Annotated in this window: 27 protein-coding genes and 1 pseudogene; 21 read left to right on the plus strand and 7 right to left on the minus strand. The window is 73.1% G+C overall.

The genetic code is table 11. From position 1 onward, the window contains the following. Window positions 1–87: 87 nt before the first annotated feature. The 3 genes from ADL34_RS25800 to ADL34_RS25810 all read left to right on the plus strand — a co-directional run bounded on the left by ADL34_RS25800 (window position 88) and on the right by ADL34_RS25810 (window position 3,563). Window positions 88–1,305, plus strand: coding sequence for a DUF2993 domain-containing protein (locus tag ADL34_RS25800; protein WP_062670590.1), 1,218 nt, complete (start codon window positions 88–90; stop codon window positions 1,303–1,305). A 111-nt stretch (window positions 1,306–1,416) separates the two neighbouring features. Continuing rightward, window positions 1,417–2,508, plus strand: a complete 1,092-nt coding sequence (locus ADL34_RS25805) for a hypothetical protein (protein WP_062670588.1) — start codon at window positions 1,417–1,419, stop codon at window positions 2,506–2,508. Window positions 2,509–2,522: 14 nt separating this feature from the next. Beyond that, entirely contained in the window at window positions 2,523–3,563 is a 1,041-nt protein-coding gene (locus ADL34_RS25810; RefSeq protein WP_234375110.1) for a type VII secretion protein, read from the plus strand. 12 nt (window positions 3,564–3,575) lie between these two features. On the opposite strand, the gene ADL34_RS25815 is transcribed toward ADL34_RS25810, so the two are convergent. The 5 genes from ADL34_RS25815 to ADL34_RS25835 all read right to left on the minus strand — a co-directional run bounded on the left by ADL34_RS25815 (window position 3,576) and on the right by ADL34_RS25835 (window position 8,907). Then, window positions 3,576–5,021: a HAMP domain-containing sensor histidine kinase gene (locus ADL34_RS25815; protein ID WP_062670586.1), complete on the minus strand. Its 1,446-nt coding sequence runs from the start codon at window positions 5,019–5,021 to the stop codon at window positions 3,576–3,578. Then, complete coding sequence (locus tag ADL34_RS25820) at window positions 5,018–5,752, minus strand: response regulator transcription factor (RefSeq protein ID WP_062670584.1); 735 nt, start codon at window positions 5,750–5,752, stop codon at window positions 5,018–5,020. The genes ADL34_RS25815 and ADL34_RS25820 overlap by 4 nt, the downstream gene beginning before the upstream one ends. A gap of 92 nt (window positions 5,753–5,844) precedes the next feature. Continuing rightward, window positions 5,845–6,903 (minus strand): S1C family serine protease, encoded by a 1,059-nt coding sequence (locus ADL34_RS25825; protein ID WP_062670583.1) that lies wholly within the window; start codon window positions 6,901–6,903, stop codon window positions 5,845–5,847. Between the two features lie 97 nt (window positions 6,904–7,000). Further along, window positions 7,001–8,023 (minus strand): LacI family DNA-binding transcriptional regulator, encoded by a 1,023-nt coding sequence (locus ADL34_RS25830; protein ID WP_062670581.1) that lies wholly within the window; start codon window positions 8,021–8,023, stop codon window positions 7,001–7,003. 104 nt (window positions 8,024–8,127) lie between these two features. Then, window positions 8,128–8,907 (minus strand): response regulator transcription factor, encoded by a 780-nt coding sequence (locus ADL34_RS25835; RefSeq protein ID WP_062670579.1) that lies wholly within the window; start codon window positions 8,905–8,907, stop codon window positions 8,128–8,130. A gap of 171 nt (window positions 8,908–9,078) precedes the next feature. Between ADL34_RS25835 and ADL34_RS25840 the strand changes: the two genes are divergently transcribed. The 9 genes from ADL34_RS25840 (at window position 9,079) to ADL34_RS25880 (ending at window position 14,722) form a co-directional block, all read left to right on the plus strand. Then, complete coding sequence (locus tag ADL34_RS25840) at window positions 9,079–9,927, plus strand: alpha/beta hydrolase (protein ID WP_107115691.1); 849 nt, start codon at window positions 9,079–9,081, stop codon at window positions 9,925–9,927. A gap of 37 nt (window positions 9,928–9,964) precedes the next feature. Next, window positions 9,965–10,219 carry a MoaD/ThiS family protein gene (locus ADL34_RS25845; protein ID WP_062670576.1) on the plus strand — a complete coding sequence of 85 codons (255 nt, stop codon included), beginning with the start codon at window positions 9,965–9,967 and terminating at the stop codon, window positions 10,217–10,219. A gap of 2 nt (window positions 10,220–10,221) precedes the next feature. Continuing rightward, entirely contained in the window at window positions 10,222–11,409 is a 1,188-nt protein-coding gene (locus ADL34_RS25850; RefSeq protein ID WP_062670574.1) for a hypothetical protein, read from the plus strand. A 157-nt stretch (window positions 11,410–11,566) separates the two neighbouring features. Beyond that, window positions 11,567–12,298 (plus strand): DUF2993 domain-containing protein, encoded by a 732-nt coding sequence (locus ADL34_RS25855; protein ID WP_062670572.1) that lies wholly within the window; start codon window positions 11,567–11,569, stop codon window positions 12,296–12,298. A gap of 238 nt (window positions 12,299–12,536) precedes the next feature. After that, the gene (locus ADL34_RS37275) at window positions 12,537–12,617 is read left to right on the plus strand and encodes an Ms5788A family Cys-rich leader peptide (RefSeq protein WP_350751515.1); all 81 of its coding nucleotides are present in this window, start codon (window positions 12,537–12,539) and stop codon (window positions 12,615–12,617) included. Between the two features lie 147 nt (window positions 12,618–12,764). After that, complete coding sequence (locus tag ADL34_RS25865) at window positions 12,765–13,610, plus strand: sulfurtransferase (protein ID WP_062670570.1); 846 nt, start codon at window positions 12,765–12,767, stop codon at window positions 13,608–13,610. A gap of 59 nt (window positions 13,611–13,669) precedes the next feature. After that, window positions 13,670–13,957 carry a DUF1416 domain-containing protein gene (locus ADL34_RS25870; protein ID WP_042174833.1) on the plus strand — a complete coding sequence of 96 codons (288 nt, stop codon included), beginning with the start codon at window positions 13,670–13,672 and terminating at the stop codon, window positions 13,955–13,957. 89 nt (window positions 13,958–14,046) lie between these two features. Then, on the plus strand, window positions 14,047–14,307 hold the full coding sequence (locus tag ADL34_RS25875) for a DUF3099 domain-containing protein (protein WP_062670569.1): 261 nt from the start codon (window positions 14,047–14,049) through the stop codon (window positions 14,305–14,307). A gap of 10 nt (window positions 14,308–14,317) precedes the next feature. Further along, entirely contained in the window at window positions 14,318–14,722 is a 405-nt protein-coding gene (locus ADL34_RS25880) for a VOC family protein (RefSeq protein WP_062670567.1), read from the plus strand. Here ADL34_RS25880 and ADL34_RS25885 read toward each other — a convergent pair. Continuing rightward, complete coding sequence (locus tag ADL34_RS25885) at window positions 14,716–15,078, minus strand: DsrE family protein (RefSeq protein ID WP_062670566.1); 363 nt, start codon at window positions 15,076–15,078, stop codon at window positions 14,716–14,718. The genes ADL34_RS25880 and ADL34_RS25885 overlap by 7 nt on opposite strands. A 136-nt stretch (window positions 15,079–15,214) precedes the next feature. Between ADL34_RS25885 and ADL34_RS25890 the strand changes: the two genes are divergently transcribed. The 6 genes from ADL34_RS25890 to ADL34_RS25915 all read left to right on the plus strand — a co-directional run bounded on the left by ADL34_RS25890 (window position 15,215) and on the right by ADL34_RS25915 (window position 20,081). Continuing rightward, a complete protein-coding gene (locus ADL34_RS25890; RefSeq protein WP_234375111.1) occupies window positions 15,215–16,030 on the plus strand; it encodes a hypothetical protein in 816 nt (271 codons plus the stop codon). Beyond that, window positions 16,027–16,878 (plus strand): hypothetical protein, encoded by an 852-nt coding sequence (locus ADL34_RS25895; RefSeq protein ID WP_107115690.1) that lies wholly within the window; start codon window positions 16,027–16,029, stop codon window positions 16,876–16,878. The genes ADL34_RS25890 and ADL34_RS25895 overlap by 4 nt, the downstream gene beginning before the upstream one ends. Next, window positions 16,875–17,798, plus strand: coding sequence for a hypothetical protein (locus tag ADL34_RS25900; protein ID WP_062670562.1), 924 nt, complete (start codon window positions 16,875–16,877; stop codon window positions 17,796–17,798). Before ADL34_RS25895 ends, ADL34_RS25900 begins: the two co-directional genes overlap by 4 nt. A gap of 240 nt (window positions 17,799–18,038) precedes the next feature. Next, on the plus strand, window positions 18,039–18,614 hold the full coding sequence (locus ADL34_RS25905; protein WP_062670560.1) for an FABP family protein: 576 nt from the start codon (window positions 18,039–18,041) through the stop codon (window positions 18,612–18,614). 39 nt (window positions 18,615–18,653) lie between these two features. Then, a complete protein-coding gene (locus ADL34_RS25910) occupies window positions 18,654–19,106 on the plus strand; it encodes a Fur family transcriptional regulator (protein WP_062670558.1) in 453 nt (150 codons plus the stop codon). Between the two features lie 9 nt (window positions 19,107–19,115). Next, a complete protein-coding gene (locus tag ADL34_RS25915; RefSeq protein ID WP_062670556.1) occupies window positions 19,116–20,081 on the plus strand; it encodes a YgfZ/GcvT domain-containing protein in 966 nt (321 codons plus the stop codon). Window positions 20,082–20,096: 15 nt separating this feature from the next. On the opposite strand, the gene dtd is transcribed toward ADL34_RS25915, so the two are convergent. Then, window positions 20,097–20,522 (minus strand): D-aminoacyl-tRNA deacylase, encoded by a 426-nt coding sequence (gene dtd / locus ADL34_RS25920; protein WP_062670554.1) that lies wholly within the window; start codon window positions 20,520–20,522, stop codon window positions 20,097–20,099. A gap of 199 nt (window positions 20,523–20,721) precedes the next feature. Between dtd and ADL34_RS25925 the strand changes: the two genes are divergently transcribed. From ADL34_RS25925 to ADL34_RS25935, 3 genes and pseudogenes are all read left to right on the plus strand, one after another. Continuing rightward, window positions 20,722–21,345 (plus strand): hypothetical protein, encoded by a 624-nt coding sequence (locus ADL34_RS25925; RefSeq protein ID WP_062670552.1) that lies wholly within the window; start codon window positions 20,722–20,724, stop codon window positions 21,343–21,345. 141 nt (window positions 21,346–21,486) lie between these two features. Beyond that, complete coding sequence (locus ADL34_RS25930) at window positions 21,487–22,761, plus strand: GNAT family N-acetyltransferase (protein WP_062670550.1); 1,275 nt, start codon at window positions 21,487–21,489, stop codon at window positions 22,759–22,761. A gap of 358 nt (window positions 22,762–23,119) precedes the next feature. Next, window positions 23,120–24,039: pseudogene (locus tag ADL34_RS25935) on the plus strand (winged helix-turn-helix domain-containing protein). Window positions 24,040–24,048: the final 9 nt, after the last annotated feature.

Consider the following 24,048-nt stretch of genomic DNA (forward strand, 5'->3'; position numbering starts at 1 on the left):
CGCCGCACCGGAGGAGAAGCGTGAACTGGATCGCAAACCTCCGGTAGCGGTTGCGGGTGGGGGGAGTGCGCATGGTCGGATGGACCGATGCGTTCCCCCCACCACATAACGGCGCATCACCCCCCGAACCCGTACGAGGAGCTCGGCAGACTGGACGACGGTCCGCTCGCCTCCTTCCTCGTCGAGGACACCGGGTCCCGGCCCGGACAGGCGGAGGCCCAGGACGACCCCTGGGCCCCGCCGGACCACCGCAGAAACGGCCGGCGCAGGCGGCGCGGACGCTTCGCCGGAGCCCCGCTCGCCCTCAAGGCCGTCGTCGGCCTCCTCGTCCTCGCCGCCTTCCTCACGCTGGCCGACCGCTGGGCGCTGCTGTACGCCGAACGCCGGTCCGCGGACGCCCTCCAGGACCGTCTGCAGCTGGCGGCGGCCCCCGAGGTCGAGATCGACGGCTTCCCCTTCCTCACCCAGCTCGCCGGCGAACGGCTGGACTCGGTCAAGGTGACCGTCCCCGACGTAGCCGCCGACCGCGTCTCGCTCGCGCAGGTGACCGCCACCGCGCACGACGTACGCCTCGACACCGACGGCCCCCTGTCGGTGCGCGGCGCCGACGTGCCCGCGCTGGAGGGGGACGTCCTGCTCTCCTTCGCCGACCTGCGGCGCGAACTCGGCGCCTCCCAGGTGACGTTCACAGGCGAGGGCCGTGACCGGGTGCGCGCCCGCGGCACCCTGCCCGTCGCCGGGCACGACCTGAGGCTGCACGCCGAGGCCGAGGTCCGGCGCGAGGGCGAGCGCGGCATCGCCACGCACATCGGCGGGATGCGCCTGGAGATCGGCGACCTCGCGACCTACCGCCCCGGCGCCCGCACCTCCGACGGCCTGCACCTGAGCCGGGCGTCGGCGGCCCGGCTGGCCCGCGAGACCCGCAAGGCGAAGGCGCTCCTGTCCGTCCCGGCCGTCGTCCGGCGCCTCGGCGTCCCCGACTCCGTCGTCCGCGCGGCCCTGCGCGACGAGGCGAAGCTGACCGAACTCACCGGCAGCCCCCGGTTCGTCCGGCAGGCCATGCGCCTGAATCTCATCGACTTGGCGCTGGACCACCCGAAGCTGCTCGGCCTGCTCGGCTTCGACCCGGCCCTCCTGGACGCGCTGCCCCGCCTCACCCGCCCCGTCCTCACCGACCGGCTGTCCCTCGGCTTCCGGCTGCCCGAGCCGCCCGACGGGCGGATACGGCTGCGGGACGTCCGCGTGGAGAAGGACGGCATCCGGGTCCGCCTGGAGGGCACGGACCTGGCGGTCGGCCGGAGTTGACGGCCCGGGATCACCCCAGGTCACGGGTGCGGGCCGGACCTTCCGAGGACCGGCCCGCTTCCCTCACTCCCTCTCCATCCACCCGCGTCGGCCGGTGGTAGGTTCGGGCGCGTGACAACCACGGGGTCCGCGCGCACGCCGGCGCCGGAGGTCCTTCCCCACGGCCCCGCCGGGCACGACGCCGTCGACGCGTCCACCGACGACCTCGGGACGCGGGCCTGGCGATGGCGGCCCGCCACACGACGCGCCACCGGCGCGGCCGCGGCCGTGCTCTGGGCATCGGCCGCCGCCGTCCTCGCCCTCCACCGCCTCGACCCGGCCGCCGTCGGGGCCGTCCTGCTCGTCATCGCCCCGGCCGCCGCCGCGGCAGGTGTCGTCGCCGGGCGGGCCCGGCGTTCCACGACCGCCGTCGCCCTTCTCGCGCTGGCCGCCGCCCTGGCCGTCGTCGGCGTCTGGGCCTCGGCCGGCGCCCACGACTGGGCGGGCCCGCTGCGGGCCGCGGGCCTCGCCGGGGCCGTGGCGGCCGCGCTCGCCCTCGCCGGCTGGTGCACCCCCCTCGGGCGCCCCGCGCTCGCCGGCGCCGCCGCCGTGCTCGGCTGCCTCCTGCTCGGCGAGGCGGCCGTCCTCTTCCAGGGCGGGGCGCACACGGCCGTGCGGCAGAGCCGGGCCGCCGCCCTGCCGGCCGTGGCCGCCGGACTCGCCCTCGGCGTGCTCCCGCGGCTCGCCCTGACGGCCTCCGGCCTCACCGCCCTCGACGACCGGCGCACCGTCGGCGTCTCCGTCAGCCGCCACGACGCCGGCACCGCCCTCGCGGTCACCCATCGCGCGCTGGCCCCGGCGACCGTGGTGCTCGCCCTGGCCGCCGGCGCCTCGGGCGTCCTCCTGCTGCGCACCGCCACCGCGGGGACGGTGACGCTCGCCGCCCTGCTGGTCGTGGTCCTGCTGCTGCGCGCCCGCGCGTTCCCCCTCACCGTCGAGGTCGGGGCGCTGCTGCTCGCCGCCGCGGCCGTCGTGGTGCGGCTCGCCGCCCTGTGGGGGGAAGCGGGGATCGTCGTCCTCGCCCTGCTCGCGGTGGTGCAGCTGACCGTGCACCCGTCCGGGACGCAGCGCGCACGGCTGCGCCGGGCCTGCGACCTGCTGGAGCCGTGGGCCGTGCTCGCCCTGGTCCCGGCGGCGGTCGTGGTGTCCGGCGGCTTCGCGTAGGGCAGGGTGACATCGTGACGGGGACTCAGGACGCGCACCGCGGCCCGCTCGGGCCCACGCCGGACGCCGGCCGGGACCGGCAGGCACCCCCGCCCCCGGTGCCCCGGCAGACGTTCGTGCCCGACCAGGGCCGCGGCACGCCCGAGTCGGTGCCGACCGTCGACCCCCGCCTCGCCGTCGCCCTCGGCCGCCCGCAGCACGGCGACACGGCCGCCCGCCGGGCCGGTGCCTCGCTGCGCAGGCTGACCGCCTCGGCCGCGCAGGAGGTCACCGAGCAGACGCGGCTCGCCCGCGAGGTGCAGCAGCCCGTCACCACCGGACGGGTCGTCGCCGTCACCTCGATCCGCGGCGGCGTCGGCAAGTCCACGGTCGCCGCGCTCCTCGGACGCACCTTCAACCACTACCGGCACGACCCCGTCCTCACCCTGGAGGCCGACGCCGCCCTCGGCACGCTCCCGATGCGGATGGGCGCCAGGACCGTGCGCTGGACCTGCGCCGACCTCGCCTCGATCCTGACCCCGTCGATGGGGCTCACCGACCTCACCGGCTATCTGGTGCCCGTCCAGGACGGCGGCTGGCTGCTGCCCGCGAGCCAGGGCCGGGTCGGGGCCCCGCTGGACGTACGGACCTACCGGACCGTGACCCTCGCGCTGCGCCGCTACTTCGCGGTCACCGTCGTGGACAGCGAGACGCTGCCCGGCGAGGTCGCGCGGACGGCGATGGACACCGCGCACGCCCGGGTCGTGGTCGCCCCGATGACCGCCGAGGGCATCCACGGCACGCGCCAGGTGCTGGACTGGCTCGCCCAGCTGCCGCACTCCGCGCTGCACACCACCGTCGTGGCCCTCAGCGCCGCCACCCCGGACGCCACCCTCGACGAGCGGACGGCCGTCGCCCACCTGAGGGAGCCGGGCGTCCCTGTCGTCCTGCTCCCCTACGACCGGCACCTCGCGCAGGGCGGCCCCATCCGCACCGACATGCTCGCCACCGCCACCCGCGACGCGGCGGTCCGCCTGGCCGCCGAGGTCATGCGCCGCGCGGCCGGCCCCCGCTGACCTCGCTCGCGGCTACGGCGTCTCGGGCGGCGGAGTGGGCGCGCCCGGCAGGCGTACGGTCGCCACCGTGCCGCCGTCCTCGGCGCGGGTCAGCGCGACCTGGCCGCCGGCCTGCTCGACCGTGCGGGCCACGATGGACAGGCCGAGCCCCGAACCGGGCAGCGCCCGCGCGCTCGGGGAGCGCCAGAAGCGGTCGAAGACGTACGGCAGTTCGTCGGCCGCGATGCCCGGGCCGTGGTCGCGGACCGTGAGGACGCCGTCGGCCAGGGACACCTCGATGGTGCCGTCGGCGGGGCTGAACTTCACGGCGTTGTCGAGGATGTTGACGACCGCCCGCTCCAGCGCCGCCGGTTCCGCGCGGACGTACCAGGGCCGCAGGTCGGCGCCGATGGTCAGCTCCGGGCCGCGCAGCCGTACCCGGCGCAGGGCGGCCTCCACGGTGTCCGTCAGGGAGACCACCTGGACCCGCTCGCCGCGCTGGCCCTGCGGCCGGGACAGCTCCTGCAGGTCGCCGATCAGGGCGGCCAGTTCGGTCATCTGCGCCTTCACCGAGGCCAGCAGCGCCTTGCGGTCGGCCTCCGGCAGGGGCCGGCCGGTCTCCTCGCTGCGGGTGAGCAGCTCGATGTTGGTGCGCAGCGAGGTGAGGGGCGTGCGCAGTTCGTGGCCGGCGTCGGCGATCAGCTGCTGCTGCAGCTCGTGCGAGCTGGCCAGCGAGGACGTCATGGAGTTGAAGGACCGGGAGAGCCGGGCGATCTCGTCCTCGGCGTCGTCCTCCACGGGGATGCGGATGCCCAGGTCCTCGGTGCGGGCCACGTGTTCGACGGCCTCGGTGAGCTTGTCGACGGGCCGCAGCCCGGCCCGCGCGACCGCGAGCCCGGCCGCCCCCGCGCCCACCACCCCGACGCCGGAGACGAGGAGGAGGATGAGGGCGAGGTCGCTGAGAGTGGCGTGGGTGCCCTCCAGCGACACGCCGATGGTGATGGCCACGTAGGACTGCTGCCCGGTGCCGGCGTTCTGGGCCAACTGCGGCACGGTGATGACCCGGACCGGGGTCCCGTCCTCGGCCGTGCTGTTGTGGATGACGCCCTCGCTGGCCGACCCGTCCCTGATCACGTCCTTGTCGGACTGGGTGACCTTGATCGCGCCGATCGAGTCGGCCGTGACGCAGGGCGTCCCGTCGGCCTTGACGATCTGGGTGTACAGGTTCCGGAAGGGCCCCGGGTCCTGCGGGGACGTGGTGCAGTCGGTGAGCGCGCGCTGCAGCTCGACCCACTGTCCCGGCTTGGTGCGCACCGCCTGGCGCAGGTCGTCGTTCAGCTGCTCGTACAGCTTGCCCTGCACCAGGAACCAGCACGTCACCGACACCGCCGCCACCGCGAACGCCACCGCCGCCGCGACCAGCAGCGACAGCCGTGTGCGGATCGGCAGCGTGCGGAGGCGGCGCAGCGCCCTGCTCACTCGGCGCCGCCCTGGCGCAGCACGTACCCCACGCCCCGGACGGTGTGCACGAGCCGCGGCTCGCCGCCCGCCTCCGTCTTGCGGCGCAGGTACATGACGTAGACGTCGAGGGAGTTGGAGGACGGCTCGAAGTCGAAGCCCCAGACGGCTTTCAGGATCTGCTCGCGGGTCAGGACCTGCCGGGGGTGCGTCAGGAACATCTCCAGCAGCGTGAACTCGGTGCGGGTCAGCTCCACGGGCCGCCCGCCCCGGAAGACCTCCCGGGTCGCGAGGTTCATCCGCAGGTCGGCGAAGGTCAGCACCTCGTCGTCGTCCGCCCGGCCCGCGCCGGCCGCCGCGTAGGAGCTGCGCCGCAGCAGCGCGCGGACCCGGGCGAACAGCTCGTCCAGTTCGAACGGCTTGACGAGGTAGTCGTCGGCTCCGGCGTCCAGCCCGGTGACGCGGTCGCCGACGGTGTCGCGGGCGGTGAGCATCAGGATCGGCGTGGTGTCACCGCCGGCACGGATCCGGCGGGCGGCGGTCAGGCCGTCCATCCGGGGCATCTGGATGTCGAGGACGACCAGGTCGGGCCGGTAGGCGGCCGCCTTCTCCAGGGCGTCCGCGCCGTCGACCGCGACCTCGGTGCCGTAGCCCTCGAAGGCGAGGCTGCGCTGGAGGGCCTCGCGCACCGCCGGCTCGTCGTCGACGATCAGGATGCGCTGCGGGTCACGGTCGGCGTCGGCGGGGCTCATCGGCTCGGGTTCCTCGGGTGCGACGGGACGGGGACGGGTGTGCGGGCGTCCAGGGTCTGGACCTCTTCAGCCTCGCACGGTTCACGGCCTTCTCAGCTCTGTGCTCCCGCCCGCAGCTTGGCCAGGTCCGCCTTGACCGTGTTCACGGGGATGGCGAAGCCCAGGCCGACGCTGCCGGCGTCGGAGGAGCCCGACGACCCGGCGGCCGAGTACATCGCCGAGTTGATGCCGATGATGTTCCCGTTCATGTCGATGAGCGCGCCACCGGAGTTGCCGGGATTCAGGGACGCGTCCGTCTGGATCGCCTTGTACGTCGTCGTCGAGGACCCGGTGTCGCCGTTGAACTGGCGGCCGCCGAACTCGAACGGCCAGCCGCCGTCCGGCTGCTGTTGCTGCTGCTGCCCCTCTTCCGTGGAGACCGTGACGTCGCGGTCGAGCGCGGAGACGATGCCGCTGGTGACCGTGCCGGTCAGGCCCTCGGGCGAGCCGATCGCCACGACCTGGTCGCCGACCTGGACCCGCCCGGAGTCGCCGAGGGTGGCCGCCGGCAGCCCGGACGCGCCCTTGAGCTTGATCAGCGCGAGGTCCTTGCCGCTGTCGGTGCCGACGACGTCGGCGGTGTACCGCTTGCCGTCGTCGGTCCGGACGGTGACCTGGGAGGCGCCGGAGACGACGTGGTTGTTGGTGACGATCTCGCCGTCGCTCGTGATGATCACGCCGGAACCGGTGGAGGTGCCGGCGTTGGACTGCGCCTTGATCTCCACGATGCTCGGGCTGACCGCCTTGGCGACCCCGGCGACCGTGCCCTTCTGGCTGGAGGGGACGACGGTGGTCCCGGCGGGCGCCGCGGTGGCGGCGGTGTCGTCGCGGGTCAGCTCCTGGATGCCGTAGGCGGTGCCGCCGCCGATCGCCGCGGCGACGATCGCCACCGCGGCGAGGAGGGCTACGGGGCGGCCGCGCCTGCGGCGCCGCCCGGCCGGCGGCTGCGCGGCCGGCTCGGAGAGGAGAGCGGTGGGCGCCGTCCCGCCCGCGGGGTGACCGGCCGGGTAGGCCGGCGGGGGCGGCCACTCCGGGTTCACGGGGGAGGAGGCGTGCTGCTGGGCGCCCTGGTACGGGTCGTCGTCGCCGCTGCGGCGGTAGCTCTCGGTCATACGACCGAGCGTGGCGCCCGAGGATGAGAGCTTCCTGAGGGCGGGCTGAGAAGCCCGGCAGAAGACCGTATGCCCGATATAAAGGCCGGCCGGACGGTCAGGCGCAGCCGCAGGACTGGCGCTGCACGAGCCGGGACGGGAACACCTTCAGCCGCTCCCGGCGCGAGCCCGCGACCCGCACCCCGTCGTCGAGGACGAGGTCGACCGCGGCGCGCGCCATGGCCGAGCGGTCGGAGGCGACCGTCGTCAGCGGCGGGTCCGCGAGCGCCGCCTCCTTGATGTCGTCGAAGCCGGTGACGGCCAGCTCGCCGGGGACGTCGATGCGCAGCTCGCGCGCCGCGCGCAGCACACCGATGGCCTGGTCGTCGGTGGAGCAGAAGATCGCGGGGGGCCGCCGCGGGCCGGACAGGATGTCGAGCGCTATGCGGTAGGCGTCGTAGCGGTTGTACGGCGCCTCGAAGAGCCGTCCCTCGGTGGGCAGCCCGGCCTCGGCCATGGCCCGCTTCCAGCCCTCGACGTGGTCGGAGACCGGGTCGCCGACCGCCGGGGTCTCCGCGGTGCCGCCCATACAGGCGACGTACGGGTACCCGTGCTCCAGCAGATGGCGTACGGCGAGCTGGGCGCCGCCCAGGTCGTCGGTGACGACGGCGACGTCGTCGATGGCCTCGGGCCGCTCGTGCAGCAGGACGACCCGGGCGTCCCACGCCTCGATCTCGGCGGCGGCCAGGTCGTTCAGGGCGTGCGAGACGAGGATGAGCCCGGAGACCCGCATCCCGAGGAACGCCCGCAGATAGTGCACCTCGCGCTCGCCGACGTAGTCGGAGTTGCCGACGAGGACCATCTTCCCGCGCTCGGCGGCGGCCCACTCGACCGCGTGCGCCATCTCCCCGAAGAAGGGCTGGCGGGCGTCCGGCACGATCAGGCCTATGAGGTCCGTGCGCCGCGAGGCCATCGCCTGGGCGACCCGGTCGGGCCGGTAGCCCAGCTCCTTGATCGCGGCGAGCACGCGCTCGCGGGTGGCCGGGGCGACCGGCCGGGGTCCGTTGTTGATGACATAGCTGACGACGGCGGTGGATGTCCCCGCCAGTCGTGCGACGTCATCGCGAGTCACCTTGGCCACGCGCGGAGTCTACGCGGATGGACCCGCTCTGGGCAGGGCGTGCGGAAGCGTCCCGTATGCCGGACGGGGCCCGGCCGCGCCGGTGCGCCCCGCCCGGGGTGCCGCTACGCGTCGGCCCGGACCTCGGCGGCGTCCAGGGCGGCCGCTGTGTCCGCATCCACCGGCTTTGCCCGCCCCGCCGGGGCCTTCGGCTCCTCGGCGGACCGCTCGGGCTTCTCCGGGGTAACGAATCGATAACCGACGTTGCGGACGGTGCCGATCAGCGACTCGTGCTCGGGGCCGAGCTTCGCGCGCAGCCGCCGTACGTGCACGTCCACCGTCCGGGTGCCGCCGAAGTAGTCGTAGCCCCAGACCTCCTGGAGGAGCTGGGCGCGGGTGAAGACGCGGCCCGGGTGCTGGGCGAGGTACTTCAGCAGCTCGAACTCCTTGAAGGTCAGGTCCAGGACCCGGCCCTTCAGTTTCGCGCTGTAGGTGGCCTCGTCCACGGACAGGTCGCCGTTGCGGATCTCCATGGGGGAGTCGTCGTTGACGATCTGCTGGCGGCCCATGGCGAGCCGCAGCCGGGCCTCGACCTCGGCGGGGCCCGCCGTGTCGAGCAGGACGTCGTCGATGCCCCAGTCGGCGGTGACGGCGGCGAGGCCGCCCTCGGTGACGACCAGGACGAGCGGGCAGCCGGGGCCGGTGGAGCGCAGCAGCTGGCACAGGCTGCGCACCTGCGGCAGGTCGCGCCGGCCGTCGACGAGGATGACGTCGGCGCCGGGGGTGTCGACGAGGGCGGGGCCCTCGGCGGGGGCCACGCGCACGTTGTGCAGCAGCAGGCCGAGTGCGGGGAGCACCTCCGTCGACGGCTGGAGGGCGTTGGTCAGGAGCAGCAGAGAACTCATACGTCTGGTTCCTCCTCGGTCCCTGCGAGGACGTGTGCGGTACGGAACTGCTCTGCGTTCCCGAAGGCCCCGTACACCCGCGGTCTCCCGCGTCGTATACAACGCTTCCGAAAGCACAAAAGGACCCGGGGGCAACGCTGCCCGAGTCCTCTGCCCAGCAGAATAGCCCACATGAGCAACGGTCCGGCAGGTCATGTGGCACGTTCCACGGTTCGTCCGAATTCCGAGACGGCCGGACGGGTACCTATCCGGACGTTCCTGCGCACGGCGGACGGTGTGGCCGTCGATTCCGTATACGACCCGGGTCAGGTCGTATACGACGCCTCCCGGCCGTCCGGCGGTGCCCCGGTGTTCGTCGTCGCGCACGGCTTCACGGGTGACGCGGACCGGCCGCATGTTCGACGGGTGGCGGGCGTCCTCCGGCGGTACGGCGCGGTCGTCACCTTCTCCTTCCGCGGTCACGGCGCCTCGGGCGGCCGGTCGACGGTCGGCGACCGGGAGGTGCTGGACCTCGCGGCCGCCGTGCGGTGGGCGCGCGGACTCGGGCACGCGCGCGTGGTGACCGTCGGCTTCTCCATGGGCGGCTCGGTGGTGCTGCGGCACGCGGCGCTCCACCGCGACGACGACGCCCGCACGGACGCGGTCGTGTCGGTGAGCGCGCCCGCCCGCTGGTACTACCGGGGCACGCCGCTGATGCGCCGGCTGCACTGGATGGTCACCCGCCCCGAGGGCCGGCTGGTGGGCCGCTACGGCTTCCGCGTCCGCATCCACCACCGCGACTGGGACCCGGTCCCGATGTCCCCGGTCGAGGCGGCCCCCCGGATCGCGCCGACCCCGCTGCTGATCGTGCACGGCGACCGGGACGCCTATTTCCCTCTCGACCACCCCCGGATGCTGGCCGCCGCGGCCGGTGACCACGCCGATCTCTGGCTGGAGCCCGGCATGGGGCACGCTGAGAACGCGGCCGGTGACGACCTCCTCGCCCGGATCGGGGACTGGGCCGTCACCCGGTGCGGCTAGCCTGACCGTGTACACAGACGACCGATCGAGGGACGGGATGGCAAAGGTCACGGTGCGCTACTGGGCCGCCGCGAAGGCCGCGGCCGGGGTGGCGGAGGACGCGTTCGACGCGGCCACGCTCGCCGAGGCGCTGGACGCCGTACGCGAGCGACACCCCGGTGAGCTGGAGCGCGTCCTGCGGCGATGCTCGTTCCTCGTCGACGGTGATCCCGTGGGCACCCGCGGGCATGAGACGGTACGGCTGGCCGACGGCGGCACGGTCGAGGTGCTCCCGCCGTTCGCAGGAGGGTGACGATGAGCGACCAGCCGTATCAGGGATACGACGGGTACGACCGGTACCGGCAGGAGCAGCCGCCCCATGGGTGGCCGCAGCAGCAGCCGTACGACGACCCGCAGGCGGCTCAGCAGTACACGCAGCAGTGGCAGGGGCAGACCTGGGAGACGCAGGTGCAGCCCCCGGTGGCCCCGGCCGCCGAGGAGACGGCGTACATGCCGTCGCAGGGCGCCGGCGCGGTCTACGGCGGACACCAGGCCCCGGCCGCGGGCTACCAGGAGGCGGGCTGGGGCGGCACGGGCCACCCGCAGGCCCCCGCCCAGCCGCAGGCCCCCGCCCACCCGCAGGCGCCCGTCCACGCGCGGACCCCCGCCCCCGCGCAGGCTGCCGCGCAGACGCCGCCCGCCGGTGCCGCCGAACCCGGGTACGGACCGGCTACCGTCGCGGGCAACGCCCGTGTCACGGACGCGCAGCGGGCGCGGCTCGAGGGCCGCTCCCCGATCATCGAGCCGGGCCTGCAGCCGGCCGGGCTGACCGCGCTGCTCGGGCTGCTGCTCGCGGGCGCCGCGGCGATCGGGCCGTACGCCCTCGTCGTCCCGCTCGTCGCGCTGCAGGCGGTGACGGCCGCCGGCTGGTTCCGGCTGAACGGCATGTGGCCCGCCCGGCAGGGCATCGCGCTGGCCTTCGCGGGCGGGCTCACGGCGGACGTGGCGCTCCTCGTCTCGGGCCGCACCCCGGCGGCCATCCTCGGCACGCTGGGCGTCTGGGTGCTGCTTGCGCTCGTCCTCCAGCTCCGCTCGCACGCCGACCCGGACGAGCGGATGTACGGCCTGATGGCGACGGTGGCCTCGGCCGCCCTGGCGATCGTCGCGTCCGGGTACCTCTCCGCGCACGGCGACGCGGTGTCCGTCGGCGCGGCCGCCGTGGCCGTCGCGGTCCTGGTGCGGGCGCTGCCGCTGCCCACGCCGGCGTCCGTGGCCGCCTCCCTGCTCGCCGCCGCCGGGGCGGGAGCCCTGGCCGGGGCACTGACCGGCATGGGGGCATCGGGCGCGCTGCTCGGCGCCGGAGCCGCCGTGTGCGCGCTGATCGGGCACCGGGTGGCGAGCTACGACTACCCCTCGCGCTTCGTCCACTTCACGGCGGGCGTCGCCCTGCCGCTGGCCGCCGCGGCCCCCGCGGTGTACCTGCTCGGGCGGGCCCTGGTCTGACGCCCGGGTCCGGGCCGCCGGAGGTCGCGCCTGTCACAGGTGATCGACAATCCGGCGGTCCGGTCCCGCGGCGGGGTTAGTCTCACGGCGTGGACGGCCACCCGGTCGTCGGGAAACGTCGTCGTGGACGACCGTCGAGGTGGGGGAAGACCGGACCATGCGAGCCCTGCGCATACTGCTCATCGTCGTGGTGATCCTGGGCGGCCTGTTCGTGCTGGCCGACCGGCTCGCCGTCGGGTTCGCCGAGGACGAGGCCGCCGGGAAGCTCCAGGCCACCGAGAACCTCGCGGCCACCCCGGACGTGTCCATCAAGGGCTTCCCGTTCCTCACCCAGGTCGTCGGCGGCACGCTGGACGACGTCGAGGTCGGCATCAAGAACTACGAGGCCACCGCCGAGGGCGGGACCATACGCATCGACGACCTCCAGGCGAACATGAAGGGCGTCGAGTTCTCCGGCGACTACAGCTCCGCCACGGCGGCCACCGCCACCGGCACCGCGTCCGTCTCCTACGCCGAGCTGCTGAAGACCGCCAAGTCCGAGTCCACGCAGGTCGCGCCGGGCGTCACCGCCCGGGTCGTCGGCCTCTCCGACGGCGGCAACGGCAAGATCAAGGTCTCCGTCGAGGCGACCGTCCTCGGCGCCAAGCTGCCCCAGCCGGTCTCCGTCCTCAGCACGGTGACCGCCGAGGGCGACACCGTGCGGGTGCACGCGGACAAGCTGCCCGCCTTCGGCGGCGCCGACGTCGCCGAGAACCGGGTGCGGACGATCACCGACTTCGAGCAGAAGATCGACGGCCTGCCCGGCGGCATCAAGCTCGACACCGTCCAGGCCGCGAAGGACGGTGTGGAGATCACGGTGCGGGGTTCGAACGTCCGCCTCGCCGGGTAGGACGGGTCTGGACGAAGCGGACGGCCCCCGCCGGATCCCGGACGACCCCTGATGGACGCCCCGGTCCCGAGGGGCGAGACGCCCTCGTCCGCCCTACCGCTGTGACCGCCGATACACGCGCCCGGAACCCCTTCCGGCGTGGGGTCGGCGGTCTTCTTGTTTCATATCCCGGACAATCTTGTCTCAGCATGCGACACACCGGTGACACGCCCGCCTGTCCGTCCCTACGATCGAGGTCATGAAGCGACAGGCGGACCTCACGAAGCGGCGGGCAGTAGACCTGTGCCGCGTCGCCGCCATGCTCTGTCGCCCCTTCTGAGCGGACAGGCCGGCTCCGCGCCGGTCCACCTCCCGCATCCCCGCAGCCCTGACCGGGCACCCGTGCGCGCCCCGGCCGCCCGAGCCGGCGGCGAACCGCACGTCCGCACCTTCGCACGCCCCGCCGCAACTGCCCCGGAGGAGAAACATGAGCCGCAGCGACGTCCTGGTCGACGCCGACTGGCTGGAGCAGCACCTCGACGACGCGAACATCGCGATCGTGGAGGTGGACGAAGACACGTCCGCCTACGAGAAGAACCACATCCGCAACGCGATCCGGATCGACTGGACCAAGGACCTGCAGGACCCGGTCCGCCGTGACTTCGTCGACCAGGAGGGCTTCGAGAAGCTCCTGTCGAAGAAGGGCATCGCCAACGACACGCTGGTGATCCTCTACGGCGGCAACAACAACTGGTTCGCGTCCTACGCCTACTGGTACTTCAAGCTCTACGGCCACGAGAACGTCAAGCTTCTCGACGGCGGCCGCAAGAAGTGGGAGCTGGACGCCCGCGAGCTCGTCGCCGGTGACGACGTCCCCGAGCGCGCGGCGACCGACTACAAGGCCAAGCCGCAGAACACCGCGATCCGTGCCTTCCGCGACGACGTCGTGGCGGCCATCGGCGCGCAGAACCTGGTCGACGTCCGGTCGCCCGACGAGTTCTCCGGCAAGCTGCTCGCCCCGGCCCACCTGCCGCAGGAGCAGTCGCAGCGTCCGGGCCACGTCCCGACGGCCGCCAACATCCCGTGGTCGAAGAACGCCAACGACGACGGCACGTTCAAGTCGGACGACGAGCTCAAGGCGCTCTACGCCGACGAGAACGTCGACCTGGCGAAGGACACCATCGCCTACTGCCGCATCGGTGAGCGCTCCGCGCTGACCTGGTTCGTGCTGCACGAGCTGCTCGGCGTGGAGAACGTCAAGAACTACGACGGCTCCTGGACCGAGTACGGCTCCCTGGTCGGCGTGCCGATCGAGCTCGGCACCGGCAAGTAACCCACCTCAGCGACCCCGACCGGCCTTCCTTCCGGTCAGACCCCAACCTGGAGAAAGACATGTGTGGAGCGAAGGCCGGCGGCCCGGACGCCTCGACGATCAAGCCCGGTGAGACCACGATCCAGGGTCATGTGACCCGCGACGGCGAGCCGGTGACGGGCTACGTCCGTCTGCTGGACTCGACCGGCGAGTTCACCGCCGAGGTCCCCACCTCCGCGACGGGCCAGTTCCGCTTCTACGCGGCCGAGGGCACCTGGACCGTCCGCGCGCTGGTGCCCGGCGGGACCGCCGACCGCACGGTCGTCGCCCAGCAGGGCGGCCTGGCCGAGGTCGCGATCGCGGTCTGAGGCGAGCCGAGCGCAAGGGCCGCACCCCGGCTGTACAGGGGTGCGGCCCTTCGGCATGCGAGCCCGGCGAGCCGACCTACTCTGGACGTATGTACGCACGGCGGCGTCACCGGTACTTCGCCTTGATGGGGCTCTGCGTCACGCTCTTCGTCCTGGCGTGGAGCGTCGTGCGCCTGTGGTCGGTCCCCGTCGCGGTGGGCATGTGCGTGGTCGCCATGGTCATCCCGCCCCTCGCGGCGATGGTGGCCAACCGGCGCGGACCGGAGGACCGCTGGTGGGACGAGCCCTCCGGCGACCCCCAGTCCGACGAGTGGTGGGACGAACTGGACGGCAAGAAGAAGCCGCAGTAGAACAGGCCGCATGTCGCCCACCAGGCTGTCCACCGTGGTGCTGGACGCACCCGACGCCCATGAACTCGCCGCCTTCTACCGGCTGCTGCTGGGGTACGCGGTGCGCGCCGAGGAGCCGCACTGGGTACTGATCGGCCCGCCTCCCGGCGCCGAGGGCGTCGCCCTGGCCTTCGAGACCGAACCGGACTACGTACGCCCGGTCTGGCCCGGCCGCCGGCCGGGGGACCAGCAGATGATGCTCCACCTGGACGTCCAGGTCGACGACCTGGCCGCCGAGACCGCGCGGGCCGTGGCGGCGGGCGCGACCCTCGCCGGGCACCAGCCGCAGGACGACGTGCGCGTCCTGTTCGACCCGGCGGGCCATCCGTTCTGCCTGTGGACGGAGGCCGCTCAGGAGTCGCAGGCCGGTCAGTAGACGAGGGCCTGCGTGCCGTCCGTCATCGCCTCCTGGACGAAGACCTGGGCGCCCGCGATGCGCACCCCCTCGAGCACGTCCTTCTCCGTGATGTCCCGGCGGGCCGCGCATTGGGTGCACAGGGTGACCCGGCCGCCCGCGAGCAGCGCGTCCAGCAGGTCGGGCAGCGGGGCCGCGTGCGGGAGCTCGAACTCCGCGGCCCGGCCCGGCAGGGCGAACCACGCGGACTCGCCGGTCAGCCACAGGGACACGTCGACACCGCTGGCCACGGCCACCGCCGCGACCGTGAACGCCTGCGAGCAGCGTTCGGGAGCGTCGGCCCCCGCCGTCACCTTGATCACCAGCTTGTTCGCCATGGCCGAATCGTAATCAAGACCGCTACAACCTGAGGCATGGGCCATCGGTCTCCTGTGCGCCGCATGTGAAATGCGCACGTCACGCACTGTGGGAGACGTCGTGGAACAACCCGAAAGACCGGGGGAGCCGGAGGGTATGGCCCCGCCCGGCACCGCGCCCGGGCCCGAGACCGCCTCACCTGAGGCCGCCGAACCCGAGTCCGCCGCCCAGGAGGCCACCGCTCCGGAGGCCGCCGCGGCGCCGGTCCGGACGCGCCGCCGTGGACGGACGGCCCTGCTGATCGCCGGGGCCGCCGTGCTCGGGCTCGTCGCCGGGACCTGCACCGGATACCTGGTGCAGGCCGACCGCGAGCCCACGAAGCTGCCGCCGCTGTCCCAGCCGAAGCTGAAGCAGTCCAAGGGCGAGGCGCCCGAGCCGCTGTCCGCAGCGCGGGACCGCCGCGTGCGCACCGACGGCGACCTGCGCAAGCTGCTGCTGAAGAAGCCGCGCGGGGCGAAGGAGGCCGACTGGTCGTCCGCCGACGACGGCTGGATGGACCTGCCCTCGTACGCGGAGACCTTCTCGGACCCCAAGGACATCTTCCCCGAGCTCGTCGGCAACGAGTTCCGGCGCGCGGCCGTCGTCGCCTGGGAGCAGGGCCAGACGGCGGTGGAGATCCGGCTCGTGCAGTACCGGCAGGAGGAGTCGATGGCGGCGGCCGAGGAAGCGCGGGGCGCCCACTACTGGGCGGACGACGACGACAACCACTCCTGGCCGATCCCCGGCACGGAGGACGGCATGGCGTACGCGTACACCCGGCCGGAGACCAAGCCGGGCTACCTGCCGCAGTACGAGGCGAAGGCCTTCGCATGGCGCGGTGACATCGTGATGGAGATCTTCGTGAGCTCCACCAAGACGGTCGGCAAGAAGACCCTTCTCGGGCTGGCCAAGCGGCAGATGGAGCGGCTGTGAGCGAGGAACGTCCCCTGGACGAGGGCAGCGCCCCCGTCGCCGAGAGCCCGGCCGAGACGGCCGCCGAAGGGCAGCTGCCCGCCCGGAAGCGGTGGCGGCGCGGCCGGATCGCCGCCGTGGCCGCAGCCGTCCTGACCGTCGCCGCGGTCGTGGCCGGCACCGGCTACACCGTGGTCACCGTGCGCGACGCCGACCGCGACGCCGGGGCGCCGACGTGGAAGTTCCCGTCGGCCGCCGCCGACCGTCCCGCCGAGGCGAAGAAGGCCACCGGCCTCGCCGGGATGCTCGTCCCGTACGGCACCGACAGCTGGGTGCGCGGTCCCGACATGGGCGAGTTCGGCGCGGACGCGCAGCTCACGGGCACCCAGGCGGAGGCCCTGCGCAAGGAGTCGCTGCGCGATCTGCCGCGCTCCCAGCGCCGCGAGATGGAGAAGCGCCTGGACCGCCTGCGCCCCAAGGGCGTGGCCATGCGCAGCTACTTCAGCGAGTTCGCCAGCGGCCGCGCCGGAGGGTTCGTCTCGGACATCTACAGCGTGGATGTCGTGCTCAGCCAGTTGGAGAACCGCGCGGCCGTCCGGGACATCGTCCGGACCCAGAACAGCCTCCTGGGCGCGCTCGACGGCATTTTCCGCAAGGGCCCGGCGGTCAAGGGCCACAAGGACTCCAAGTGCTTCCTGGCCCCCAAGGACATCAGCGAGGGCACCGACGAGATGACCTGCTTCGGATACGTCGGGGACGTACTGGTGACCGTCTCGGCGCAGGGCGCCCGCCCTCTCGACGCCAAGGCCGTCGCGAAGCTCATGAGCACCCAGCTCGACCGTATCGCCGAACCCGGGAAGGCCGTATGACCGAGCAGCAGGCCCAGGCCGTCGGGCCGGGCCCCGAGACGACGCCCGCGGGCGGCCTCGCGACGACCGAGGCGCCGGCACCGAGCGCCCCGGAGCCGACGCCCGCCGCGGAGCCGACGCCCGTACCCCAGGAGGCGTCCGCGTCCCCCGCCCCGCCGAAGGACCGCCGGGTCCTGCGGGCCGTTGTGCGCTGGACCGCGGCCGTGGTGGTGTTCGCGGCCGTCGGGGCCGGGACGGCGTACGGGATCGCCGGGATGGAACGCACCGACGTGCCCGGACTCGCCACCGAGCAGGACGGCCGCTGGGACTACCCCACGCTGACCCGGCCGCCCCTGCCGTCGGGCAGCCCGCGGCCCTTCGCCGAGGAGAACGCCGCCGAGGCCCACTACGCCGACCTGCGTGCCCTCCTGCTGCCGGCTCCCGCGGGCGCCGCCGACGACCGCGCCCTGCGCGGCGAGGACGGCTGGCTGCCGACCGAGGGCTTCCTGAAGGAGTTCGCCGACGACGACGAGCGCGCCGACCTGCGGCAGATGCTCAAGGACGACGGTCTGCGGCACATCGCGGCCCGGGGCTGGACCACCGAGGACGGCACCCACACCCGGATCTATCTGCTCCGCTTCGACACCTCGGTGATCGTGGACGACCTGGCCGGCCGATTGGCGCCCTTCGGCGCCCCGGGCTACCGGCTGCGCGGCACCGAGACGTCCGTCGCCGACGAGGGGTTCGCCAACCTGCCCTGGCCTGGCGACTTCCCGCGCTGGGCGTACACCGAGTCCAAGCCCTACGGCGCCGAGCAGGTCCGCCAGGCGTACCTGGGCGCAGGTGACGTCCTCGCCGTGATCGTGCAGTCACGGAAGGGCACCGCCGCCTCCGTGCCGTTCCGCCAGACGGTGACCCTGCAGAGCCAGCTGCTCGGCTGACCCCGCGAGGGCGCACCTCACACGAAGGGCCGGTCCCAGGCCGACTAAGCTGGGGACCGGCCCTTGTACGTTCCGCTCAACCTCCGCTCAATCGAGGAGCACCCCGTGGAGATCTTCTTCGAAACCCTGCTCGTCCTGGTCTGCGTCGGCGTGCTCGCCTTCGCCGGCCTGACCGTGAAGAAGCTGTACCAGGGCCAGCGCTGACCCCCATCCCAGACGTACGAGACTTCTGAGCTGCTCATGATCGAGATCCCGTCCGACCTCCACAAGGACCTCGTGCCCCTCGCCTTCCTGCTCGGCAACTGGGCCGGCGCGGGCGTGCACGACTTCCCCGGTTCCGAGAAGTGCAATTTCGGTCAGGAGGTCTCGTTCACGCACGACGGCCGGGACTTCCTGGAGTACCAGTCCCACACCTGGGTGCTGGACAACGAGGGCAACAAGGTGCGCCCGCTGGAGTCCGAGCACGGTTACTGGCGCATCGACGCCGACCGCAAGGTCGAGGTGACCATGGTCCGCGACGACGGCGTGGTCGAGATCTGGTACGGCGAGATGGCCGACAAGAAGCCCCAGATCGACCTGGTGACCGACGCGGTGGCCCGCACCGCCGCCTCCGGCCCGTACTCCGGCGGCAAGCGCCTGTACGGCTACGTCAAGAGCGACCTGATGTGGGTCGGCGAGAAGCAGACCCCCGAGGTCGAGCTGCGCCCCTACATGTCGGCGCACCTGAAGAAGGTCGTCACCCCGGAGGAGGTCGAGCGCTGGGCCAAGGCCCTGCCCGACGACATGCCGGACGACGGCATCGCGTTCTTCAAGTAGTCCCAGGGCGTGTTTCGCGAGACGCCCTAGACTTCCAGTGTGGTGAGCACCGACTGGAAGAGCGACCTCAGGCAGCGCGGCTACCGGCTGACGCCGCAGCGCCAGCTTGTCCTCGAAGCAGTGGACACCCTGGAGCACGCGACCCCCGACGCCATCCTCGTGGAAGTGAGGAAGACGGCGTCGGGGGTCAACATTTCCACGGTCTACCGCACCCTGGAGCTCCTGGAGGAGCTGGGCCTGATCAGCCACGCCCACCTCGGGCACGGCGCGCCCACCTACCACCTGGCCGACCGCCACCACCACATCCACCTGGTCTGCCGGGACTGCGACAACGTCATCGAGGCCGACGTGTCGGTGGCCGCCGAGTTCACCGCGAAGCTGCGCCGCGACTTCGGCTTCGAGACCGACATGAAGCACTTCGCGATCTTCGGGCGGTGCAGGGACTGTGCGGCCGGGGGCGCGGCCGGGAAGAGTTCAACTACCGGGTCGTAGGCTGGACCCATGAAGAGCCCCCTGCTGACCCTGCCCGGCGCCGTGCCCGCCGAGGGCGTGGACGAAGGCGTCGCCGCGCACTACGGCGATCTGTTCCGCGAGCAGCGCGCCCTCGCCGACGGCACCGGCTTCGTCGACCTCTCCCACCGCGGCGTCGTGACCGTCACCGGCGAGGACCGGCTGACGTGGCTGCACCTGCTGCTCACCCAGCACGTCACCGACCTGCCCACGGGCGAGGCCACCGAGGCGCTGATCCTCTCCGCGCACGGCCACATCGAGCACGCCCTGTACCTCGTCGACGACGGCACGACGGTCTGGGCGCACGTCGAGCCCGGCACCCAGGACGCGCTGATCGCGTACCTGGAGTCGATGAAGTTCTTCTACAAGGTGGAAGTGGCCGACCGCACCGGCGAGTTCGCCGTGGTGCACCTGCCCGCCGGGTCGATCACCGAGGTCCCCGAGGGCGTCGTCGTCCGCGAGACGCCGTACGGCCGCGACCTGTTCCTGCCCCGGGACGAGCTGGAGGCCTTCGCCGGGCAGGCCGGACCGCCCGCCGGGCTCCTCGCCCACGAGGCGCTGCGCATCGAGCGTCACCGCCCTCGCCTGGGCTTCGAGACCGACCACCGCACCATCCCGCACGAGCTGGGCTGGATCGGCACCGCCGTGCACCTGCAGAAGGGCTGCTACCGGGGCCAGGAGACGGTCGCCCGGGTCCAGAACCTCGGCAAGCCGCCCCGCCGCCTGGTCTTCCTGCACCTGGACGGCAGCGAGGTGCACCTGCCGGCCGCCGGTACCGAGATCCGTCTCGCGGACGAGGAGCCCGACGGCCGCAAGATCGGTTTCATCACGACGTCGGCCCGCCACCACGAACTGGGCCCGGTCGCCCTCGCCCTGGTCAAGCGCAACGTCCCGGTGGACGCCCGACTGATCGCGGGCGACACGGCGGCCGCCCAGGAAGTGGTCGTCGAGCCCTGACCGGCAAGACACCCACTAGATCTCGATCAGCACGGTGAACGGGCCGTCGTTCGTCAGCGAGACCCGCATCTTCGCGCCGAACCGGCCCGTCGCCACCGTCGCGCCCAGGGCGCGCAGCCGGGCCACGACCTCGTCGACGAGCGGCTCGGCCACCTCGCCGGGGGCGGCGGCGTTCCAGGTGGGGCGGCGGCCCTTGCGGGCGTCGCCGTAGAGGGTGAACTGGCTGACGACGAGCAGCGGGGCGTCGATGTCGCTGCACGACTTCTCGTCGTCCAGCATCCGGATCGACCAGAGCTTGCGGGCGAGCTGCGCCGCCTTCTCCTTCGTGTCGTCGTGCGTGACGCCGACGAGGACGCAGAGCCCCTCGCCGGTGATCTCGCCGACTGTCTCGCCGTCCACGACGACACTCGCGCCGTCCACCCTCTGCACCACAGCTCGCATGCGGCCATCATGCCGTGCGTCCGGAGGCGGTCCGGCACCGCCCGGTGGGGGACGGCCGATGTCCCGAAGCCCCCTTCGGGTGCTTCTTTTTGAACAGGTAACCCCCCATCTGGGGCTGTTCGTGGGCTCTCGGTCACGGAGGGGCCGGTCGGGATGGCACGATGCTCCCACACGCCGGTCGAGGGGACGGTTGAGGCACATGAGCACACCGAGTACCGGGCAGCCGCCCGGGGCTGTCGTGCTGGCCCACACGGGCCGGCTCGACGTTCTGCGGCCGCCCGCGCAGCGCACCGCCGACGATCCGGGCCCGGGCCCGCACGCACCGCTGCCCCCGGAGCCGCCCGAGGAGGACCTGACCGTCCTCAGCCTGCCCGAACTGCGCACCCTGCGCCGGGACGCGCAGAGCGACGAGGCCGACCTGAGCTATGTGCGGCGCCTGTTGCAGGGCCGTATCGACATCCTGCGGGCGGAGCTGGCGCGGCGGTCCCCGGCGGGGGCCGCGGCCGTCGTGGACCGCCTCCCGGAGATCCTCACCGACGCTCCCGCACGGCACCGTTCCTCGGCCCGCCATGTGACGCTGGGGACCCCGCAGAGCGAGGAGTCCCGGCGGCTGGCGTCCGAGATGCTGGCCGAGGTCGAGCTGTCCGACCTCCAGGCCCGCACCGACGCGGAACTGACCGCCGCGATGGGCCGCCTCGTCCGCTACGAGCAGCAGGTCTCCCGCCGCCGCCAGCGCCTGCAGCGCACCGCCGACGAGTGCGGTGCGGAGATCACCCGGCGCTACCGCGACGGGGAGGCCCAGGTGGACGACCTGCTGAGCTGACGACGTATCCGGCGGACGCCGTTCGACCGGGGGCGCCGGGACGCGGGGACGCGAGCGGTGCGGGAGCGCGAGCGGCGCTGGGGCGCGGGGGCGCCCATAAATTCTCGGGACTCCGCGCCCGCCCCCGCCTACCGTGGCCCCATGAGCCGTTCCGCAGCCCCCATCGACACCCACGACATCGACATCCGCCCCCTGGCCGCCGGCGAGATCCCGGAGTGGAGCCGGGCCCTGAGGACCGGCTTCCTGCGGTCTCCCGACGTCACCGAGGCGGAGGCCGCGGACCGGGAGTCGTACATCGACCCGGCCCGCACGCTCGGTGCCTTCGACGGGGGACGCTGTGTGGCCACCTTCCGGTCGTTCGCGCAGGAGATCACGGCGGTCGGCGGTGCCGCCGTCCCCGCCGACGCGATCACCAACGTCACCGTCAGCCCCACCCACCGCCGCCGCGGCCTGCTCACCCGCATGATGGCCCGCGACCTGACGGCGGCCCGGGAGCGCGGCGACGTCGTCGCGACGCTGATCGCCGCCGAGTACCCGATCTACGGCCGGTACGGCTTCGGGCCCGCCGCGTGGACGGCCGAGTGGACGGTCGACGTGCCGCGCACCGGGATCGACCCGAGGTGGTCGGGCCCGGAGGACGGCGGCCGCATCGAGCTGGTGGACGGGTCCGAGGTCCGCAAGGTGGGCCCCGAGCTGTTCGAGCGGGTGCGTCGCGCGCAACCGGGTGCCGTCGACCGCGACGAGCGATGGTGGCAGGTGAGCACCGGCGGGCTGCGGGTGGACGGGTCCCCGTGGACCGAGCCGTTCTTCGCCGTGTACCGCTCGGCGGACGGCACGGTCGACGGGCTGGTGTCGTACAAGGCCGACGACAAGTGGGGCGACGGCAAGCAGCCCCTCAACACGGCGACCGTGAACTGGCTGATCGCGGCGACTCCCGAGGCCGAGCGCTCCCTGTGGCTCTACCTGTGCTCCATCGACTGGATCACCACGGTGAAGAGCGGCTGGCGGGCCCCGGACGACCTGCTGCCGCTGTATCTGCCCGATCCGCGCGCCGCCCGCGTCACGACACTGGCGGACTGGCTGTGGGTGCGGGTCCTCGACGTCGAACGGGCCCTCACGGCGCGCACCTACGCCGGGCAGGGCGCGCTGGTGCTGGAGGTCGTGGACGACTCCGGGCTGTCGGGCGGGCGGTTCCGGCTGGAGGCGGCCGCGGACGGCGCGACCTGCGTGCCGACCACGGCCACCGCGGACCTGACCCTCGACGTGTCCGACCTGAGCCGGCTGTGGCTCGGCGACGAGTCCGTCGTACGGCTCGCCGCGCTGGGGCGGGTGCGGGAAGAGCGAGCGGGCGCCGCCCTGACGGCCGACGCCCTGCTGCGTACGTCCAGGCGTCCCTGGTGCCCGGACGTCTTCTGAACCTCCTTGCTCCGAGGTGACGGGTCCGCTCATCCGTAGCGAGCTGTTCAGTTGTGCGGGCGGAGTGCGCCCTTCTTCAGTTGTGGCTGTGCGTCCGTATGCGGTTGTGGCTGTGCTGTCGGTGTTCGGTTGTCGATGTGGAGTTGTGGCTGTGCGCCGGCCGTCCGGGCTCCCGGCTCCCCTCCGGAAGGGAGCCCGGTCGGCTGAACCTGCGGCGACTCGTGGCCAACTCCTTGAAGGTTGACCATGTCGTTGAAGTTGGCGACCAACTTCACGGTAGTTATGACCGCCTGGACGCGTCCTATAACCACCATGCGGTGAACTGCCCAAAGATGGCGCGAAGTTGTAATGTTCGGTCGTGGAGCCGAAACACGCCCCCGCCACTGGGCGGAAGAGGTCGCAGCGGCCACAGACTTCACACCGGGAGGTGGCCGCCGCGCTGCGCGCCCGGATCGCCTCGGGCGAACTGCAGCACTGCAGCCGGGCCAGCGCATGCCCACCCAGGCCAAGCTGGCCGACGAGTTCGGCGTCGAGCGCGGGGCCGTACGCCAGGCCCTGCGCATCCTGCAGTCCGAGCACCTGCTCACCAACGCCTCCAAGGGCGCCCCGGCCACCGTCGCCCCCGAGCCCGGCAGGGCCGCCACCGGCCCCGAAGCCGTCCCGCAGCCCACGATGGTGACCCTCGGCCCGCGCGTCGCGGCCGCCTTCGCCGCCCCGCACGTCGAGATCGACGCGCTGTGCCTCACCTCGGTCTCCCTCACCCTCGCCATCGGCGAACCGCTCCGGCAGATCCACGCGGGGCGTATGAAACCGGCCAAGGTCGTCGTGCGGGTGCTGCTGCCCAGCCGGGACATCCCGCTCGCCTTCCCGACACCGGTGGAGGACGCGTCCGACGACCTCGACGTCCAGCTGCGCCGGCGCTGGCTCGACCAGCGCAACGCCCAGGGCCAGGTGCTCCGGCACAACCTGCTGGCGCTGCGCTCCACGCACGGCATCGACGTCCAGGTCACCTTCCGCGCGCTGCCGTTCACCCCGCCGGTGAAGCTGTACCTGCTCAACGGCACGGAGGCGCTGTTCGCCTACTACACGCTGACCCGCCGCGAGGTGGAGATCGGGCAGCAGCGCCTGGAGCTGTACGACGCCCCGGGCATCCAGTCGACGCTGTTCGCCTTCGAGCAGGGGGCCGGACTGCGGGACACGACGTTCGTGGAACAGTCGCACGTGTGGTTCAACGCACTGTGGGAGACGATCAGTTCGGAGCTGACGCTCACGACCTGACGGTCTCCC

The sequence above is a fragment of the Streptomyces sp. NRRL WC-3605 genome (assembly GCF_001509795.1).
Taxonomy (GTDB): domain Bacteria; phylum Actinomycetota; class Actinomycetes; order Streptomycetales; family Streptomycetaceae; genus Streptomyces; species Streptomyces viridochromogenes.